The organism is candidate division KSB1 bacterium (genome assembly GCA_034505495.1).
Lineage (GTDB): Bacteria > Zhuqueibacterota > Zhuqueibacteria > Residuimicrobiales > Krinioviventaceae > Fontimicrobium_A.
This window is the reverse complement of the sequence record JAPDQV010000009.1, coordinates 14,381-33,608: the sequence shown is the minus strand read 5'-3', so window position 1 is coordinate 33,608 and position 19,228 is coordinate 14,381. Positions and strand designations below refer to the sequence as shown.

The 19,228-nt window shown below is 52.6% G+C and carries 18 protein-coding genes; 16 read left to right on the top strand and 2 right to left on the bottom strand.

The genetic code is table 11. The annotated features are described in order from the left end of the window. From lexA to ONB24_05770, 4 genes are all read left to right on the top strand, one after another. A partial coding sequence (gene lexA / locus ONB24_05785; GenBank protein MDZ7315616.1) for a transcriptional repressor LexA occupies nt 1–544 on the top strand: 544 nt, incomplete at its 5' end. A gap of 15 nt (nt 545–559) precedes the next feature. Then, nucleotides 560–1,747, top strand: a complete 1,188-nt coding sequence (locus ONB24_05780; GenBank protein ID MDZ7315615.1) for a hypothetical protein — start codon at nt 560–562, stop codon at nt 1,745–1,747. Nucleotides 1,748–1,788: 41 nt separating this feature from the next. Next, the gene (locus tag ONB24_05775; GenBank protein ID MDZ7315614.1) at nt 1,789–2,958 is read left to right on the top strand and encodes a hypothetical protein; all 1,170 of its coding nucleotides are present in this window, start codon (nt 1,789–1,791) and stop codon (nt 2,956–2,958) included. 98 nt (nt 2,959–3,056) lie between these two features. After that, nucleotides 3,057–6,098 (top strand): DNA polymerase III subunit alpha, encoded by a 3,042-nt coding sequence (locus ONB24_05770; GenBank protein ID MDZ7315613.1) that lies wholly within the window; start codon nt 3,057–3,059, stop codon nt 6,096–6,098. Between the two features lie 15 nt (nt 6,099–6,113). Here ONB24_05770 and ONB24_05765 read toward each other — a convergent pair whose 3' ends face one another. Together ONB24_05765 and ONB24_05760 are read right to left on the bottom strand one after the other, a co-directional pair. Beyond that, entirely contained in the window at nt 6,114–6,815 is a 702-nt protein-coding gene (locus tag ONB24_05765) for a nucleotidyltransferase family protein (GenBank protein MDZ7315612.1), read from the bottom strand. Between the two features lie 314 nt (nt 6,816–7,129). Beyond that, nucleotides 7,130–8,161, bottom strand: coding sequence for a phosphotransferase (locus ONB24_05760; protein MDZ7315611.1), 1,032 nt, complete (start codon nt 8,159–8,161; stop codon nt 7,130–7,132). A 222-nt stretch (nt 8,162–8,383) separates the two neighbouring features. Between ONB24_05760 and buk the strand changes: the two genes are divergently transcribed. The 12 genes from buk to ONB24_05700 all read left to right on the top strand — a co-directional run bounded on the left by buk (nt 8,384) and on the right by ONB24_05700 (nt 19,198). Continuing rightward, nucleotides 8,384–9,469, top strand: a complete 1,086-nt coding sequence (gene buk, locus ONB24_05755; GenBank protein ID MDZ7315610.1) for a butyrate kinase — start codon at nt 8,384–8,386, stop codon at nt 9,467–9,469. Continuing rightward, complete coding sequence (locus ONB24_05750; protein MDZ7315609.1) at nt 9,466–10,203, top strand: hypothetical protein; 738 nt, start codon at nt 9,466–9,468, stop codon at nt 10,201–10,203. Before buk ends, ONB24_05750 begins: the two co-directional genes overlap by 4 nt. Nucleotides 10,204–10,221: 18 nt before the next feature. After that, a complete protein-coding gene (locus ONB24_05745; GenBank protein MDZ7315608.1) occupies nt 10,222–10,989 on the top strand; it encodes an ABC transporter permease in 768 nt (255 codons plus the stop codon). Continuing rightward, on the top strand, nt 10,990–11,736 hold the full coding sequence (locus ONB24_05740; GenBank protein ID MDZ7315607.1) for an ABC transporter ATP-binding protein: 747 nt from the start codon (nt 10,990–10,992) through the stop codon (nt 11,734–11,736). Next, nucleotides 11,733–12,701, top strand: a complete 969-nt coding sequence (locus ONB24_05735; protein MDZ7315606.1) for an MlaD family protein — start codon at nt 11,733–11,735, stop codon at nt 12,699–12,701. Before ONB24_05740 ends, ONB24_05735 begins: the two co-directional genes overlap by 4 nt. Before the next feature lie 3 nt (nt 12,702–12,704). Beyond that, a complete protein-coding gene (locus ONB24_05730) occupies nt 12,705–13,115 on the top strand; it encodes a S4 domain-containing protein (GenBank protein MDZ7315605.1) in 411 nt (136 codons plus the stop codon). A 50-nt stretch (nt 13,116–13,165) separates the two neighbouring features. After that, a complete protein-coding gene (locus ONB24_05725) occupies nt 13,166–14,425 on the top strand; it encodes a Glu/Leu/Phe/Val dehydrogenase (GenBank protein MDZ7315604.1) in 1,260 nt (419 codons plus the stop codon). A gap of 64 nt (nt 14,426–14,489) precedes the next feature. Further along, nucleotides 14,490–15,824: a xylose isomerase gene (gene xylA, locus ONB24_05720; GenBank protein ID MDZ7315603.1), complete on the top strand. Its 1,335-nt coding sequence runs from the start codon at nt 14,490–14,492 to the stop codon at nt 15,822–15,824. Nucleotides 15,825–15,967: 143 nt separating this feature from the next. Beyond that, nucleotides 15,968–16,594, top strand: a complete 627-nt coding sequence (locus ONB24_05715; protein ID MDZ7315602.1) for a hypothetical protein — start codon at nt 15,968–15,970, stop codon at nt 16,592–16,594. Nucleotides 16,595–16,632: 38 nt separating this feature from the next. Then, the gene (locus tag ONB24_05710) at nt 16,633–17,166 is read left to right on the top strand and encodes a DUF4416 family protein (protein MDZ7315601.1); all 534 of its coding nucleotides are present in this window, start codon (nt 16,633–16,635) and stop codon (nt 17,164–17,166) included. Continuing rightward, nucleotides 17,163–18,164, top strand: a complete 1,002-nt coding sequence (gene purM, locus ONB24_05705) for a phosphoribosylformylglycinamidine cyclo-ligase (protein MDZ7315600.1) — start codon at nt 17,163–17,165, stop codon at nt 18,162–18,164. Before ONB24_05710 ends, purM begins: the two co-directional genes overlap by 4 nt. After that, a complete protein-coding gene (locus ONB24_05700; GenBank protein ID MDZ7315599.1) occupies nt 18,161–19,198 on the top strand; it encodes an NAD(P)H-dependent glycerol-3-phosphate dehydrogenase in 1,038 nt (345 codons plus the stop codon). The genes purM and ONB24_05700 overlap by 4 nt, the downstream gene beginning before the upstream one ends. The last annotated feature ends 30 nt before the right edge of the window (nt 19,199–19,228 follow it).

The following is a 19,228-nucleotide window of genomic DNA, read 5'->3' as shown; positions in this document are numbered from 1 at the left end:
GACGCTGCAGGAGTTGACGGAGGAGCTCGGCGCCTCGTCCCGCAACACTGCCGTCAAGCATTTGTCTACTCTGGCGCGCAAGGGCTACATTGTGTGGGAAAAGAACATCGCCCGCGGCATTCGGGTGCTGGAGACGGGCGGCGAGTTGACGGTAGGGAAGGAGGTACGGCTGCCGTTGGTCGGAACGGTAACGGCCGGCATGCCCATTCTTGCCGAGGAGAACATTGAGCGCTACCTGGCCGTGCCGAAATATCTCCTTCACTCTCCCGGGCGCCATTTTCTGTTGCGCGTCAAGGGCGACAGCATGCGCAACGCCGGCATTCTGCACAACGACGTCGTTATTGTTCGTTCACAGCAGATTGCCGATCTGGGCGATATTGTTGTGGCGCTCATCGGCAACGAGGCGACGGTCAAGCGGTTGGCGGCGGAGAACGGCCGCCTCTATCTCAAGGCGGAGAATCCCCTGTACCCGGATCTTCGCCCTGAAGAAGAATGGAGCATTCAAGGCAAGGTCGTGGCGTTGCTGCGGGAGAACGTCGAATGAGAAGCGAACCCAAGGATGGAGCGGGAGGGTGAAGCGCCGATGAACCGCGCCGTCATTCACATACGGGTGGCCGATTTTCCGGTAGCGGTCGAGCAGGCGTTGGAGCCGCGGCTGCACGGGCGACCGACGGCCGTAGCCGTCGAAACGGCCGGACGCGCGTTGATTTTTGCCGCCTCGGCCGAGGCGCGCGCCGCAGGTGTCTTTTCCGGCATGCCGGTGCCGGAAGCGCGCCGCCGCGCCCCCGATCTGATCCTTCTGCCGCCCAATGCCGATCTCTACCGCCGCGCCATGGAAGCAATGCTCGACGTGGTGCGGCGCTATACGCCGGTTTACGAGCCGCTTCGTTTCGGCCGCGCCTATCTCGACATGAGCGGCACGGAACGGCTTTTCGGACGCATCAAGGACGCGGCGGCAGACATACAAAAGCAGATCCGTCGCCGGCTCAATCTCGGCGCTTCGGCCGGAGTCGCCGGCAACAAGCTCGTCAGCCGCACTGCCGCCGAGTTCGTGGCCGGCCTCGGCGAACCGCTTGGACTCTATGACGTCCGCATCGGCGAGGAGGCCGCCTTCCTCGCACCGTTGTCCGTCCGCTACCTTGCCGCCGGTCGCCGCGACGTCTACCAGGAACTGTGGGATCTCAACCTGCGCCGCATTCGCCAAGTGGCCGAAACGCCCGTCGAACACCTGCAGACCGTCTTCGGACGCCTCGGCGTGCTGCTGCATCAGCAGGCCAACGGCATCGACCCGCGACCGGTCATGCCGCCCAAACAAAAACCCGAAATCGTCGAGATCGACCAGCTGGAAGAAGACAGCAACGATTTCCCGCTGCTGCGCGCCCGTTTACACGGCCTCCTGGCATGCGCCGCGCGCCGACTGCGCCGAGAACGCCTCCTGACCGCCCGCCTGAGCGTCGAAATTCTCTATTCCGATCAGCGCAGCGAAACGACGCAGCAGCGCTTCTCAGCTACTGACGATGAGTTCGCCCTGACGGCGGAGCTGAACGCCCTCCTCGGACGCGCCGTCAGCCGCCGCGTCCGCGTGCGGCGACTCACACTGCGTCTCGGCGACCTTACCCCGCCGCCGCAACAGTTGTCGCTCTTTGATCCGGCCCGCGACCCCAAACGCGAGGCGCTCATCGCCGCTCTCGATCGAATTCGCGACCGCTACGGCGAAACCGCCATCCGCTTCGGACGCGCCGCCTAACCCTCGACCCTCATACATCAATCCAAGTGGGAGAAAAAACTATGGCAAACGGCAACCTTCAAGTGATCGAGTTCTCGAACAAAACGCGCCGAGATCGGGCGCTGCTGAAACGCTTTGTCGACTTTCATTGGGATCATTACCGCGAAGATCCGCAGTATGTACCGCTGCTGGATTATGAGTATCTCGGCTTCCGGCTTATCGGTATGGTCGGCTTTTTCGAGCCCCGTAACCTCTTTTTCAAACACGCCGATATGGCTTTTTTTATGGCGCTCCGCGACGGCAAAACCGTCGGACGCTGCAATGCGTTCGTCAACTATAATCACAACCGGCATTGGAATGATAAAGTCGGCTTTTTCGGCCAGTTCGAGTCCGTCAACGATCCCGCCGTCTCCTCGGCGCTCCTGGATGCAGCCGCCGCCTGGCTCAAGTCCAAGGGCATGCAGGTGATGCGCGGACCGCAAAACCTGCCGGTCAATGAGGCGACGCCCGGCTGCCTCACCCGCGGTTTCGACAGCCGCCCGGTCATGTACTATCACTACAACAAGCCCTATTATGCCGATCTCCTCTCCGCATACGGTCTGAAACCGGTCAAGCGTGTCTACTCTTGGGAAGTCGCCGTACACAACCCGATGGAAGAAAAGCTTGAACGAGTGGCGCAAAAAATCATCGAGCGCTTTGACGTCACGCTCGAAGACTGGGGCCAAAGACCGCTCAAAGTGCGCAAAGAGGAGATGTTCGAAATATACAACGATGCCTGGAACGATAACTGGGGCTTTGTTCCGTTCACCCGTGAAGAATTCTACCACATCGTCGACGAGATGATGCTGGTGATGGACAAAAAGCTCTTTGTTTTTGTCTATGTCAAAGGCGAACCGGCTGCATTCTTCGGCGGCGTCCCCAATATCACCGAAAAAATGGTGCCGATCCCTTGGTGTCGTCGGTGTGAACTGCTGCGCGCGGCCAAAATGCTTCTTACAAAAAACCGCTGCAAAGGCTTCCGGCTCGGCTATTTGGGCGTAAAGAAAAAATTCCGCCGCCTCGGCCTCGACGGCGTCATGCTGTGGAAACAAAAACTCTACACCCAAACCACGCCGTTCGAATATTGCGACGTCGGCTGGGTGCTCGAAAACAATGAACTCGTCATCCGTCTTGTTCACTTGATGAACGGTAAGGATTCCAAAGAATATACGGTTTTCGAAAAAGAGATCTAAACGATGCCTCTGCCGGCTGCTGCATTCGCGCACAGCCGGCAGGTCATTAAAAACCGCTTGGACGGCTTTTAGCTCCCGCATTTGCCGACGGTTTTCTCATGCCCTTTACCCATCTTCACGTTCATTCACATTATTCTTTCTGTCGCGGCACCGCGACCCTCGAAGATCTTTGCCGAACAGCCAAGCAAAGGGGGTTCACGCATCTGGCGTTGACCGACCGCAACGGTCTTTACGGACTCGGCAATTTTCTCATGCTTTGCAAAAATTATCATCTGCAGCCGATCATCGGCGCCTGTTTCGAGACGCCGATAGAGCGCGCCGTACTCTTGGCGAAAAATGCCGAGGGTTATTCCGCCTTGTGCATGGCGCTGACCCAATTTCACCGCCATGGAATTGATTTGGCGTTATGGTTTGTACAGCACGGCCGAGACCTCGTGCTTTTAACGGATGACCTCCGCCTTTTACAAAAATTAAAGGACGCCGATGCAGAAGGCGAATATTATGCAGAGCTGATTCCGCACCGCGGCGCTGAAGCGGTGCTTCGATTCGCACGTGAAAAGCGGATACCGATTGTGGCTACAAATGCGGTACACATGCTCGATAAAGAGGATTGGGAAGTGCACCGGTTATTGCGTGCTATCGATTTGAACACTACTCTGACGCGCATTCCGCAGGAGGAACTGATCTCTGTCGAAGCCTATTTAAAAACAGCGGCACAAATGCAGGCCGATTTTCCTCACTGTCCTGAAGCCATTGACAACTCACAGCGAATTGCCCAAAGCTGCACCTTTTCACTCGACCTTACGGAATTCATTTTTCCCGAATATCGCGGCCCGAACGGCGAATCGGCTGAGGATTATCTGCGTCGGCGCGTCGAGGAAGGCGTCCTCCGACGCTACGGCGGCTTTGACGAACGTATCCGCAAACGCCTTGACTATGAACTCGCCGTCATCTGCGAAAAGCGCTTTGCGCCTTATTTTCTCGTCGTCGCCGACATTGTTGCGCACGCGCCTCGAACCTGCGGTCGAGGTTCGGCGGCTGCAAGTCTCGTAAGTTACTGTCTGGGAATCACTCACGTCGATCCCCTCAAGTATGACCTCTTTTTCGACCGCTTTCTCAATCCCGGCCGCATCGATCCGCCGGATATCGACGTCGATTTTCCTTGGGACGAGCGGGATGACATTTTGGACTATATCTTTCGCCGTTTTGGACATGAAAACGTCGCCATGATTGCCAATCATGTCTGTTTTGCACCCCGTTCTGCCGTGCGCGAGATCGCCAAGGTCTACGGACTGCCGGAAAACGAAATCCGTACCGTCACCTCTCGCCTCGCCGGCCTTTGGCAGCCGAGCGACATTTGGCAGACCACCCAAACCCATCCGCTCTTTCGCTCAATTCAACTGCATGAACCTTGGCCGACCGTCATTCGCTTGGCGGAGCGCATTCGCGACTATCCGCGACATCTTTCGATCCATTGCGGCGGCGTAGTGATTGTCCCGCGCGGCGTCAGCCGTTATGTGCCGACACAGCCGGCGCACAAGGTACTCAAGCTGACCGGCGCCGTTTCCGGCCTGCCGCGGGAGGAACCGCACCGGCTGCATGTTATTCAATGGGAAAAAGACCAGGCCGAGGAGATGAAGCTGGTCAAGATGGATATTCTCGGCAACCGTTCCCTTGCCGTTATTCGCGACGCCTTGGCCGCCGTCGAAGAAAACACCGGCACCCGCATCGATTACGCGCAATGGGACCCGTTGGAGGATCCCAAAGTTCAGCAGGCCTTGGCGCAAGGCGATACTATCGGCGTTTTTTACATCGAATCTCCGGCCATGCGACTGCTGCAGAAAAAGACCGGCGTGGGAGATTTCGAACATATTGTCATCCACAGCTCCATCATTCGCCCTGCTGCAAATCGATTTATCAATGAATACATTCGAAGACTAAAGGGAGGAGCCTACACACCCCTGCATCCTTTGCTCGAGGAGCTGCTGCGTGAAACTTACGGGATCATGGTTTACCAAGAAGACGTCTCTCGCGTCGCCATGACCCTGGCCGGTTTTTCCGCTGCGGAAGCAGACGAGTTGCGCAAAATTTTGTCGAAAAAGCACAAGCAACGCAGCCTACAAGATTTCCGCGCCAAATTCTACGCCGGTGCCCAGGCAAGAGGCGTTGATGCAAAGACCTGCGATCAAATCTGGGAGATGATCTTGTCTTTCAGCGGCTACAGTTTTTGCAAAGCGCACTCGGCTTCCTACGCTCAAGTTTCCTTTAAATCGGCTTATCTGCGCGTCTATTATCCCGCCGAATTCATGGCGGCCGTCATTTCGAACCAAGGCGGATACTATTCCACGTTTGCCTACATTTCGGAGGCCCGACGTATGGGACTAAAGATACTGCCGCCGGACATCAATCTCAGCGATTACGCTTATCGCGGCAGGGACAGAGAAATTCGCGTCGGTCTCATGCAGCTTAAAGGCATCACTCGCGAAACCATCGAGCGCCTTTTGCGGGAACGACGAAAAAACGGCGCCTTCCGTTCGCTTTATGATTTCATGATGCGGGTACAGCCGCCTCCCAACGATGCAGCCGTATTGATCAAGGCAGGCTGTTTTGATGCGGTAGAAAAAACCTATACTCGGCCGCAACTGCTTTGGAAGAGCAAAGCAATTGCGGCCGAGCAGGGTACGGGCGCCGCCGAACCAACCCTGTCCTTGTTCGGAGAGGCCGACGTGACAGCAGTACCGAACATCGCGGAATATGACGAAGAGACGCTGCTGGATCAAGAAATCGAAACGTTGGGATTCCTTTTATCGCGTCATCCGTTGGAACGCTATCGCCGACTCCTTTGCAATTTGTCGTATATACCGGCAAAAGACCTGGCTAAGCACGTGGGGAAAACCGTCACTACTGTGGGCTGGTTTGTAACCGGCAAAACGACGGCCACCTCGCAGGAAGAACTGATGGAATTCGTCAGCTTTGAGGATACTACCGCGTTATACGAAACAGTTTTCTTTCCGAAAACCTACAGCCGCTTCATTCATTTACTCTCCTATGACAGACCATTTCTGCTTCACGGACAAGTCCAAAGCGAATTCGGCGCCGTTACGCTTCATGTCAATTCAGTCGAACCGCTGGAGAAATAAATTTCATAAAATAATTTAAGTGACTAACATATCTCTCTCGGCTGCAGCAAGATCCGCAAATGTTCCTAAATCCCGCCACCAAGTTCCCGGAAACAGCAGACCCTTTATGGTCCTGCCGGACGCAGCAGCCCATAAATATAGGTCGATGCTGTAAAATTTTACTTCCGGGTATTCGCGAAAGAGGAAAGGCCGAATCACTTGAATTCCGGTAAAAGCGTAATGCCGGCAAGCCCCATTAGGAGCATGATCTCCTCTTCCGCGAAAGTTCATATTTTCATCAAAACAAAGAGGGCGATCGGTTAATTGATCAAGAGCGACCAGCAGGGCATCGCAGGAAGGCAGGCTGTTGAATTGCTGCATGACTTGGTCCAGAGGGCAGTCCGAAAGCACGTCGACATTATGCACCAAAACCGGGTCGTCACCAGGAAGATAGTCCAACATTTTTTTGATACCGCCGCCGGTGTCGAGCAGCTCAGCCTCATAAGAGAGGTAAATCGACGCTTTCGCCGTGGGACGATATGCATCGAGAAACTCGCGAACCTGGTCGGCTAAATAATGCAGATTAACGACAATTTCGGTGAACCCTTGAGATTCCAAGCGTCGCAGAACGATTTCGAGGAGGGGGCGTCCGCCTATTGGGACCAACGCCTTTGGTATCGAGTTCGTCAGCGGCGCCAGGCGCTTGCCGTATCCGGCTGCCAAAATCATTGCCCTCATACCAATTCCTCTATTGCTCGATGGTTATGATTGCTGTCGAAAAAGGCCTGATGATCCATAACTTTCGACCAACTCATTTTTGCGCAAAACAAAGCGCAACCCTATTCAAAAGCACAAATGATTGCGCAGATTCACAAAGAAAATCCCCTACACGAGAGAGGAAAAGCTCACAGAGGCACATTCATCCGTTTGATCGCCTCGTTTGTTGTTTCCCGCTTCATAAAACGGAGAAAAAGCAGCAAACAAATCTTTGGCAAATGCCTGTGAGGATGCGGATCGTCAATGCACTATGCGGCGTTCACAACAAGATCGCTTTAAAGCTGATTATCCTTATTGATCTCAAAAGATACCGTAAGTCCCTCGACAATTTTGGGCAGCGTGCGCATTTGTCGTCCAATCTGACTCTTTTGCAAAAGCTCACGCAAAAGTTCAATTCCTCTCGGTATACATGAGCGAAAGTAGCGCCTCTGTTTATCATATCCTAAAAAGCTGAATGCGGCCAAAGCCTGAAGTACCCGTATGAGCGCAAAATCATAAAATTTGCGCATAAATCGGCTTGAAGGCATGGAAAGATATTGATTGACGGCGTAAAGATATTCTTCGATCAGTTCATTGCCGAGGTCTTCAGGTAAACGGACATTAGAGTCATAGACGAGAGAAGCAAGATCGTACTGCAGCGCCCCTTTGCGGCCCGACTGATAATCGATGAAATAAGGTTGTTCGTTCAGCACCATAATGTTGCGCGATTGGAAATCACGGTAAAGGAAAAATTCCGCAGGCTCATCGAGAAGCGCACGAATCAACAGAGCAAAGTCATCGTGCAGCCGGTCGATATCGAAGCGATTTGCGGCAAAGCGGCGCAAAAAAACGTGCTGAAAATAGAGGAGATCGCGGAGCATCGCTTCCGCATCGAATACGGTCGTTTGGGAGCACTGTGAGAAATCCAGCGACCGGCCGGCTTTAATTTGAAACTGGGGAAGCATTCGTATCGCCTGCAGGTAAAGGTTGCGGACATCGCTGCTGACCTCATTTCCGCATGCCGCCATTCGATCGTAGAGCATGACGTCGCCCAAGTCGCTCTCCAAGTAAAGACCTTCGTCGGGTTCATAGGCAAAGATGTGCGGCACGGGTAATTGAAATCGTTCAAAATGGCGCGAGAAAGCAACAAAGGCATTGTTTTCGCGTCGATTGCAGCCATGGACGGCAATCACGGTGCTCTCGTCAGCGATTAAACGAAAGTACAGCCGATCCGAGCCGTCGCCGTTCAAAAGTTGAAGGTCTCTCGCTTCTTTGCCGAAAGCTTTTCTGTAAAACTGAAGAATTTGTGATTCGATAGGCCTGTTCATTCTAACAAATATATTTTGTTTCAGCATGAGAAGCAAGCTTGCCTGTTTTAAAAGTGCGTCATCGGATAGGATGAATTCTTGTTTGACTTTAATCGAATTGAATACGAATTGCACCTTGCCTCTTGTTCAATGGATACAGACAAAATCATTATTCCTCTTGCAAGCGACACCGAAGTTCTGTATATTTTTTTGCTTTAAACTTAAAAATATGGATGGCTCGGGATGAGCAGACGATCGACCACGCCCCATTCTCCGCTGATTTTGGTGATCAACCCTGGTTCCACGTCCGACAAATTGGCGCTCTTTGAGGGAGACAAAGAGATCGCTTCCGAAACCATCCGCTACACAAACGGCCGGCTCGAAGCATTTGCGTCTCTTTTTGATCAACTCGATTTTCGTTCAGCTGCCGTCGACGATTTTTTAGCGCGGCGAAAAATTACTTTTCTTGATGCCGTCGTCGGAAGGGGCGGGTTACTCAAGCCGGTGCGCCGCGGTGTTTATCGAGTCAACGCAGGCATGCTGGAGGACGCGCGGCGCGGCATACAAGGCGTCCACCCGGCCAATTTGGGCTGTGCATTGGCTGCCCGCGTTGCCGAAAAGTTCGGATGTCCCGCCTTGGTCGTCGATCCTGTCTCTGTAGACGAATTCGAGTCGGTTGCCAGACTCTCAGGCCATCCGCTGATCGAACGCCGCTCCCTTTCTCATGCCCTCAATCTGCGCGCCGCCGCCATCTGGGCTGCGGAACAGCAGGGTCGTGAAATCGAGCAGGTCAACTATGTAATCGCACATTTAGGCGGCGGCATCTCGGTGGCGGCCATCCGAAAGGGCAGAATCATCGATGTTAACGATGCCTCCAACGCCGGCCCTTTTTCTCCGGAACGCAGCGGTTCTCTGCCGATGACCCCATTTGCCGAGCTCTGCTTTTCGGGGAAATATACGCTGGACCAAATTAAAAAAATGATCATGGGGGAAGGCGGACTGAAGGCCTATTTGGGCACTTCGGATGTCACCGAAGTGGAGAAACGAATAGCAGCGGGAGATGACTATGCGGCTCTTGTTTACGATGCCATGATCTATCAAATCGCCAAAGAGATCGGTGCCATGGCTACCGTGCTTCTTGGCGACCTGCAGGGCATCGTTCTTACCGGCGGCTTGGCGCAGTCGAAACAGTTGACAGATCGTCTTTCGTCTCGAGTCTCTTTTTTGGCTCCTGTTCTTATCCTGCCCGGAGAACGGGAGGCGGAAGCAATGGCCCTTGGCGCTCTACGCGCTTTATCGGGTCGTGAACCTATTCAGGAGTACGAGTGAACCCTATGTTTCCATTCGAAAAAGGTCGTTTTATCATTTTAGCGCTGTTTCTTGGGGCGCTTTTACTTTATGTTCGGTACATCGATCCCTATATCCAATCGGTTGATGAACTATTAAAGATTTACTCTCCTGTATTCAACGGCGAGGCGCCGAACCTGTCTTTGCAGGATAAACAGATCAAATTCATCAATGAGGTTCCGAAAACCTTCATGCTGGAAGAAGGCATAATCGTCTCGTTCGATCACGAGACCAATGACAGCCTGTTGAACGCGGCAGCTCCAGGATCAATATTTTTCTCGAATCGATCCGTAAAGCTCAAGACATCACATAAAGTCCGCGTTTTTGATATAGAAAAGCTTGAAATAGATAAAGACAACGCCGTCATCGACTTTTTTAAACTTGGTGTATGGTTGGACCGCTCGCTCTTTTGGCTTAAATTGGGTGCGGCGTTTCTTTTCTCGTTGCTTGCATTTCTTATTTTATGCCTGCTCGATCTGTTTTTCTCCGCCATCGGTCTCATAATCGATGCTTTCCGCAACGGACCGTACTCTTTCAGACACTATCTTGGGTATGCGGCGCTTTACCTTTTTGTGACCAGCAGTCTGACGTGCATCTTGAATCTTCCCTTCGGGGCGGCTCGGGTGGCCTTTGTTCTCAGTTTAATGACCTATATTGCCGCCGTCAACTTTAAGATTCGCGATGCGTTGCGGGCGCAACAGGCGGCTCTACAATAGAAAGGTTACTGCAGAGAGGTGGCGAACACTAGGGAAAAATTCTTCGATTTCCTCGTCTTCCTGCACGGCCTTCTCGAAATGTTCGGCCGTTCTCTGCTCTTGACATTTGTCAAGCCTTATTATCGCCGCGACATCCTGGACCAGATGTACCACGTCGGCGTTCGTTCCCTATCCATTGTTGTCCTCACTTCGACATTTACCGGTCTTGTATTAGCTCTTCAATTCGGCCATGAGATGGCCATCTATGGCGCAAAAATGTACACCGGTTCGGTTTTGATCGTGGCCCTCGTACGCGAGCTGGGACCCGTGCTTGTTTCTTTGGTGGCCGCCGGAAGGGTAGGAGCGGGCATTACGGCTGAACTGGGATCAATGGCCGTCACCGAACAAATCGATGCCATGCGTGCCCTCGGCACCGATCCTTACAAAAAGCTGGCATCCACACGTTTCGTTGCCTTGACCATCATGCTGCCGATCCTTGTGGCTATCGGCGACACCTGCGGTATGATCGGCGGCTGGATCGTCTCGGTTACAGCGCTGGACATCAGCTCCGACTTTTACTGGTCCATCGCCATCCAATACCTGCAGTTTTCCGACATCAGTGCGGGCCTCATCAAGCCGGTCGTTTTCGGCATGACTATAGCCACAGTGGCTTGCTACCTGGGATTTACAGCTACCGGCGGAACAAGGGGTGTCGGTGAAGCAACGACGCGGTCGGTCGTTCTTTCATCTATCCTCATTTTCATGCTCGATTTTCTGATTACCAAGCTCACGATAGGGAGCATGTAAATGACGACTCGAGGCGGTATTATCATCGAGTTTCGCGATGTGTGGAAATCATTCAATAATCACCAGGTTCTTAAAGGTCTTTCCCTATCGATCTTTCGAGGCGAAACGCTGGTCATCTTGGGGCGCAGCGGCTGCGGAAAAAGCGTTACCTTAAAAATTCTGCTTGGACTCATTCCTCCGGATTCCGGCAGCGTCATCGTCGACGGCATCGACATCGCTGCTCTGCCCGAGCGGGAGCTGTTTCCCATCCGCCGCCGCATGGGCATGCTCTTCCAAGGCAGCGCGCTGTTTGATTCGCTTACCATCGGCGAAAACGTCGCCTTTGCTTTAAAAGAGCATACCACCATGTCCCAAGAAGAAATCGATGAAATTGTTGCCAAGAATCTTTTGTTTGTGGACATGGCCGGCACTGAAAACTTGATGCCTTCGGAACTTTCCGGCGGCATGAAAAAACGCGTCGCGCTTGCGCGGGCTATGGCCTATCAGCCGGAAATTCTCCTCTATGATGAACCGACAACCGGGTTGGATCCGATTACGGCGACAACCATTAATGCATTGATTCGCAAAACCCAGGCGGAATACGGCGTGACTTCCATTGTGGTCACGCACGAGCTGGCAAGCGGCTTTAGCGTAGCCGACCGCGTTGCCGTTATGGACGGCGGCCGCATCCTGGAAATCGGCACCGTCGAAGAAATCAAAAAAAGCTCAAACGAATTCATTCAGACCTTTATAGCAGGCCCCAAATGAAAACACGACAGCAGGAAGAACGGTCGCACGAAATTAAGGTCGGGCTGACATTTTTAGTCGGAATATTGGTCATCATTTACATCATTTTTGCCGTCGGCAGGCATCAAGGAGTTTTGGAAAAGCGTTATCTTTTGCACTTTTATGTAACGCGCGTCAACGGCCTGCAGACCGGTGCCCCAGTTCGCCTCAACGGCGTGCGGGTGGGATCGGTCGTCGGCATCAGTTTTATCGAGGAGGTGGGCAATCCGAAAATCAAAGTTTCCGTCGAAATCCTCCGCTCGGTACAAAAACACATCCGAAAAGACTCCGAAGCCTATATCGGCACCCTTGGACTTTTGGGTGACAAGTTCGTTTCCATAACCGCAGGCAGTCCGGATCAGCCCATGCTTAACGACGGCGATTTCCTGGTCGGCATGGATCCCATCGACGTGGAAAAGCTTATCGACGAAAGCGTCGCCGCTTTCAACGAATTGAAGGATATGACGATCAAAATCAAGGAAATTACCGACAAGATCAATGAAGGGCAGGGGACACTGGGGCTTTTACTCAATGACCCGCGGCTTTATAATGAACTGATGTCATCATTCGAGCTGTTCACCGTCCTTAAAAATGATTTGGAATCGAGCGACGGTATTCTTGCCAAAATTCTGCGCGACAGCACGATGTATGACGAGCTCTATACTTTCTTAAAAAATGTCAACATACTGGCGGACAGCCTGGTAAACGGCTCCGGTTCTGCGGCGCGATTTGTCGCCAGTTCTGAAGCCCATGATAAACTTGTGGCAAATCTCGAACAAATTTCACAAATTCTGCAAAAAATCGAAAAGGGCGAAGGCACCGTCAGTCGAATGCTCAATGACGATGCCTTGTATGAAAGGCTTGTCAAGGTGATCAACCAGCTTGACAGCCTGGCGACCGATCTAAAACAAAATCCGCGCCGATACGTTACTGTCAAAGTGTTTTAAGCCATGGTACAGGAAAGTGAACATCCTGAGCTTCAGCGAATCGATACTTGGTTGAACATTTCTTGTCTCTATAAAACTCGTTCACAAGCGGCAAAAGCCTGCCAAGAGCGCCGTGTCAAAGTAAACGACAAAGTGGCCAAGCCTGCGACTATGATTCGGGTAGGGGACAAAATTACTCTCAAAACTGCTGCAGGAAAATTCATTAACCTGACGGTGCTGGGATTGTCGCAAAAAAATTTGCCCATCAAAGAGGCGAGGCTTTTATATCGGAAAGAAGAACCCCAGCTGACAGAGGAGGCAAAGGAACTTTTGCATTTGTTCGCCGAATCCTTCAAAGTGCACCGCCCGAAATACAAAGGACGACCGACTAAAAAGGAAAGGAGAAAGCTGGAAAAAATCCTTAAAAAATTCTAGTGCGGATGGTCACGGTATTCATACGGTCACTAAACAATTAGGAGCAGGTTATGGAGAATAACTCTCTGTTCAACATGGCGCTTCAGCAACTCGACGTTGCCGCAAAACGGCTCAAGCTGAACCCCAATACGCACAATGTTCTGCGCTATTGCGAGCGCGAGCTGATTGTCGCCATTCCGGTTGTCATGAATGACGGCAGGATCGAAATGTTTACCGGCTATCGCGTGCAGCACTGCAGCGCGCGGGGACCCTGCAAGGGAGGTATCCGTTATCATCAAAGCGTGACCTTGGACGAGATCAAAGCCTTGGCGATGTGGATGACCTGGAAATGTGCGGTAGTCAACATTCCCTTCGGCGGCGCCAAGGGCGGTGTTCAGGTTGATGTGACCAAGCTGGAAAAAGAGGAAATTCGCAGGCTCACACGCCGTTACACGGTCAACATTATGCCGATCATCGGCCCACACTCGGACATCCCTGCTCCGGACGTCAACACCAATGCCGAAACGATGGGATGGATTATGGACACGGTCAGCATGTATCGCGGCGCCACCACTCTGGATATAGTGACCGGCAAGTCCACCGACCTCGGCGGCAGCCTCGGCAGACGAGAGGCAACCGGCCGCGGCGTCATGTTTCATACCCTCGAGCTTCTCAAGCGTTGGGGTAAAAAGCCGACCGACATAACCGTAGCTGTTCAAGGTTTCGGTAACGTCGGAGGCGTCAGCGCCGATCTGCTCAGCCGTGAGGGCTGTAGAGTTGTAGCCGTCAGCGACGTTAGCGGTGCCTACTACAACCCCAACGGCTTGCCCATTCAGCAAATGCTGGATTATTGCGCCACTTCGAAGTTCCATTATTTGGAAGGCTTTACCGCACCCGGTGTGTCGAAAATCAGTAATCAAGAGCTGCTGGAACTCGACGTTGACATTCTGGTCCCGGCCGCACTGGAGCGGCAGATTACGCTGGACAATGTCGATCGAATCCGAGCCAAGGCGATCGTTGAAGGCGCCAACGGCCCGACAACCGTTGAGGCCGAGCACGAACTGACCAAGCGTGGCGTGACCGTCATCCCTGATATTTTGGCCAACTCGGGCGGTGTCGTTGTTTCCTATTTCGAGTGGGTACAGAGCATTCAGTCGTTTTTCTGGGACGAGGACGAAGTCAACAGCAATCTCAAGAACGTCATGACCAAAGCCTTCAAGGCGGTTTGGGATTTGTCGCAAAAGGAAAATATTACCATGCGCGATGCCGCGATGATGATTGCCGTCAACCGAGTTGCAACTGCCATTGAAGAACGCGGCATTTTTCCATGATTTTGTTTGATATTTTAAAAAAATTGTTTATTTTGTCAAAAACGAATATAAAACGGAGGAATAGATGGCAAACAAGGTTTTCATCGGCAGTAAGGAGTATTTTCGCGGCATCAAGAAAATCGAGTACGAGGGACCTCAATCCAAAAATCCCTTGGCCTTCAAATGGTACCAGCCGGATAAAATTGTCGCCGGCAAGCCCATGAAGGACCATTTCCGTTTTGCGATCGCTTACTGGCATACCTTCTGTAATACCGGAGGCGATCCGTTTGGGCCGGGTACCGTCGAGTTTCCGTGGGATCAAGCTTCAGATCCGATGACCGCAGCCAAACAAAAGCTCGATGCGGCGTTTGAATTCTTTACCAAACTCGGCGTCGACTTTTACTGCTTTCATGACCGCGACTTGGCTCCGGAAGGGAAAAACGTCCTCGAATCAGAAGCCAATCTGCGTACTCTGGTGGATATGGCCAAGGAACGCCAAAAAGAGACCGGCGTTAAGTTGCTATGGGGGACCGCCAACGTTTTCAGCCATCCCCGTTACATGAACGGCGCCGCTACCAATCCGGATTTTCATGTTCTGACCCATGTCGCAGCCCAGGTCAAAGCGGCGATCGATGCAACTATTGAGTTAGGCGGCGAAAACTATGTCTTTTGGGGCGGTCGCGAAGGCTATTTCTCGCTCCTGAATACGGACATGAAGCGTGAAATCGAACACCTCGGTATGTTTTTGACCAAAGCGCGTGATTATGGGCGCAAGGCCGGTTTCAAAGGCGTTTTCCTCATCGAGCCCAAGCCGATGGAACCCACCAAGCACCAATACGATTTCGATGTCGCGACCGTCATCGGTTTTCTGCGGCGTTTCGGCCTGGACAAGGATTTCAAGCTGAACATCGAAAACAATCACGCCACCTTAGCCGGACACACGTTTGCGCACGAGGTACGGCTGGCGGCGGACAACGGCCTGCTCGGCAGCCTGGACATCAATCAGGGCGATCCGCACAACGGTTGGGATACCGACGAGTTTCTGCACGACATCACCGAGGCCGTCCTGTTGATGCTGGAAATCCTCTCGGCTGGCGGATTGGCGCCCGGCGGTATGAACTTTGACGCCAAAACGCGCCGCAACTCGACAGATCTGGAAGACATTTTCATCGCGCACATCAGCTCCATGGACACCTTGGCCAGAGCGCTGATCATCGCCGATCGTATCATTCGCGAATCCGATCTGCTCAAAATGCGCCGCGAACGGTACGCTTCGTTTGATTCCGGCGACGGCGCCCGCTTTGAAAAAGGTGAGCTGGGGTTGGAAGAACTGCGTGAACTGGCCGTCAAGCTCGGCGAGCCCAAACAAATCAGCGGTAAACAGGAGCTCTACGAAGCCATTATTAATCAATTTATTTGAGCTTTTTCGCACGCAAAGCCCCGGCAAAAGTCGGGGCTTTGCTTTTTATGCCTAAAAGTGAAAACCTTTCAAATAAAATCTTGCCGCACTTGAAAAGCAACAAAAGAATCGTTACATTTTAATGCGTTTCAGGAGGAAAGGATATGGCAAAACTCATTTTCATATTCTTTCTCTGCGCCTGCGCAACGGCTGCCGACTCGACTTCCGTTACTTCGGTTTTTACTGCAAGTGTAAGGACGGATTCCACAGTGGAACCGATCCTCGTACAAAACGTGCTGCTTCAATTGGAATTCAGAGGTGTCGGCGTCTATTTCAAAGACGATTATCCCACGCTGCCGGCTTTCCCCATGGAAAACGGCGAAATCATTCGCTTCGAAAACGTTCGTCATGCGTTTTGCCGCGGAGAACGGGTCTTTTGGCGAAAATTTGTGCAACCGGAATTGCGAAGCAACTACACTGATGTCGATGCCGAAGGCTACCGGCGCTACAGCGACGTCGAGGTACGCTTAAAATTGATCGATCACAATGGTAAAGTAACGGAAGGACTGCTGAAGCGGCCCGATTTTTCCGATGTGTTTTTGATCGGAAAAACCGAGCGGGGAGAGTTTCGTCTGCAGCTCGATCAGGAAAACGGCAAAACCGTTGAAATCGATTTCCAAAAGGCTTCTGTTCGGCGATGCAAAAAAAGCGCAGATCACGTCTTTTGGCAATCCGACTATCGCTATTGTCCCTATTGCGGCGAAGAATTGATATCGGAAACAACGCCATAAACAGCGCCGAACATTTAGACAAAGTGATTGTCTGAGACATGGGTATCATCCAACAGCCGCAACCGGTTTGTCCGATTTGCGCCGTATGCTCCGGCGAGGAGAGCCTGTTGCTGCAAGTCCTCAAAGAAATCCAGGAATTATTGGGCAATCTGCAATCCCGTTCGGCCGTCATCGATTTTAATTTTACGACCTATTACCAAGAAGAAATGGGCGGTAATTTACTAAAAGTATATGCTGCCTTTGCCGATCTTACGGATCCCGGGCTTTTACCGCAATGGAAGCATCGCACCAACGAGATCGAAAGTCGGTATATGATAAATGACAAAAGAACCGTGAATATCGACCCGGGCTATATCGAGGCTGCCAAACTGGTGCTCGCTTCCACAAAGAATTTCAGCCACAGAATCTACATCGGCCAGGGAATCTACGGTGACCTCCAACTGACTTGGCGTAAGGGAGGGTTTCAGGCGAATCCGTGGACCTATCCCGACTATCGCGATGAAAGAGTGCTCTCTTTTTTCAATTCGGTTAGAAACGACTATTGGACGAAACTCAGGAAAGGCATTTCGTGAGCATCACCTATCGCAGCGCCGGCGTCGACATCGACGCAGCGGAAAAGGCGACAAAATCCATCGCTCGTGAAGCAAAATCGACTTTTAATGTGCACGTCCTTAACGACATCGGGCTGTTTGCGGGCTTTTATGAAATCGATTTGCAGAAATATCCGCAGCCGGTTGTGGTGACCAGCATCGACGGCGTGGGGACCAAGCTCAAAATTGCTTTCATGATGGGCGTGCATGATACTGTCGGCCAGGACCTTGTGAATCATTGCGTCAACGATATTATGACGTGCGGTGCGGATCCCGCTGCGTTTACGGACTACGTCGGCACGCAAAAGCTGTCGCCGGAAATCCTTGCCGAAATCATTCGCGGCATGGCAAAAGCCTGCCGTGAAAATGAATGCGCTCTGATCGGCGGAGAAACGGCCGAGATGCCCGGCTTTTACGCTCCGGGAGAATACGATCTTGCCGGCTCCATCATCGGACTCGTCAATCGACCTGACATCATTGACGGCAGCCGCATCGCCAAAGGACATCTCTTAATCGGCATATCCTCCAATGGTTTGCATACCAACGGCTATTCGCTGGCACGTAAAGTATTACTCGAGATCAAAAAAATCGATCTAAGAGTTTACGAACCGGAATTGGCAAAGAGTTGGGGGGAAGAGCTGCTGCGCGTTCATAAAAGCTACCGCAAAGCAATCATGCGCGTCCGTTCGATTCCGGGCCTCGACGGCATCAGTCACATCACCGGCGGCGGCATCGTCGGTAACACCCAAAGGCTGCTGCGCGGTGATCTGGAGTTGGCCGTTGATTGGTCGGCTTGGCAGATCCCGCCCGAGTTCCGTCTCCTGCAGCGATACGGCGATATAGAAGATGAAGAAATGCGCCGGGTATTTAACTTGGGCATCGGCCTGGTCTTTGTCGTATCTCCGCACGCTGCCGACAAGGTAAAGGCTGAGCTTGAAGCAATAGGTGAAAAGCCTGTCTTTTTGGGCGAGGTTAAATGAACGACGCAACTCAACGTCCCCTAAAGATTGCCGTTTTGGGCGCCGGTAGTTGGGGGATGACGCTCGCCGACTATTGCGCGGAACTTGGACACTCGGTCGTTTTGTGGGAATATGATGCTGCGGCTGCCGAGCGTCTGCAAAAGACACGAAAGCGCGAGGAGCTGTTGCCGGGCTTTCGACTTGCGGACAAGGTTGCGGTTACGAATAATCTGCAGGAAGCTTTGCACCAGGCGCAAATCATTCTGCTCGTTGTGCCTACGCATGTCATGCGTGCGGTGCTGCAGCAGGTAAAAAAACATTTGCACTATACCGATAGGGAAGCTCTGATCGTCAACTGCGCCAAAGGCATCGAAACCGACACTCTTTGCCGCATATCCGAAGTGGTTCAGCAGGAGCTTTCGGAGGCCTTTGCAGAGCGCTATGTTGTCCTTTCGGGACCAAGCCATGCCGAAGAGGTCTTTCGCCGCATTCCCACTGCCATAGTTGCCGCTTCGCGAAAAGAGGAGCCTGCCCTTTTTATTCAGAAGCAGTTGAGCAGCACATGCCTGCGGATCTACCGGTCAACCGATGTCGTCGGCGTCGAGTTGGGCGGCGCGCTGAAAAATGTCATCGCCATCGCTGCCGGCGTATGCGACGGTGCCGGTTTCGGCGACAATACCAAAGCAGCGCTGCAGCCGCGCGGCTTGGCTGAAATCGCCCGCTTGGGCCGCAAGATGGGCGCAGAACCCTTGACTTTTGCCGGTTTATCCGGCATGGGCGATCTGATCGTCACCTGCATGAGTCGGCACAGCCGCAATCGCTATGTCGGCGAACAAATCGGCCGCGGCCGCAAAACAGCGGAAATTCTTGCCGAGATGACGATGGTTGCGGAAGGCGTCAAAACCGCCAAAGCGGCAGTTCAACTGTCGAAAAAATATCAGGTCGAAATGCCCATCTGCAGTCAAGTCTATGCTCTGCTGTATGAGGACAAAGATCCCAGACAGGCTTTGCTCGATTTGATGACTCGAGAAGTAAAACCGGAAATTTGGAGCTGAAAAGAAAATGGTTAACCTTCAACAGAAAAG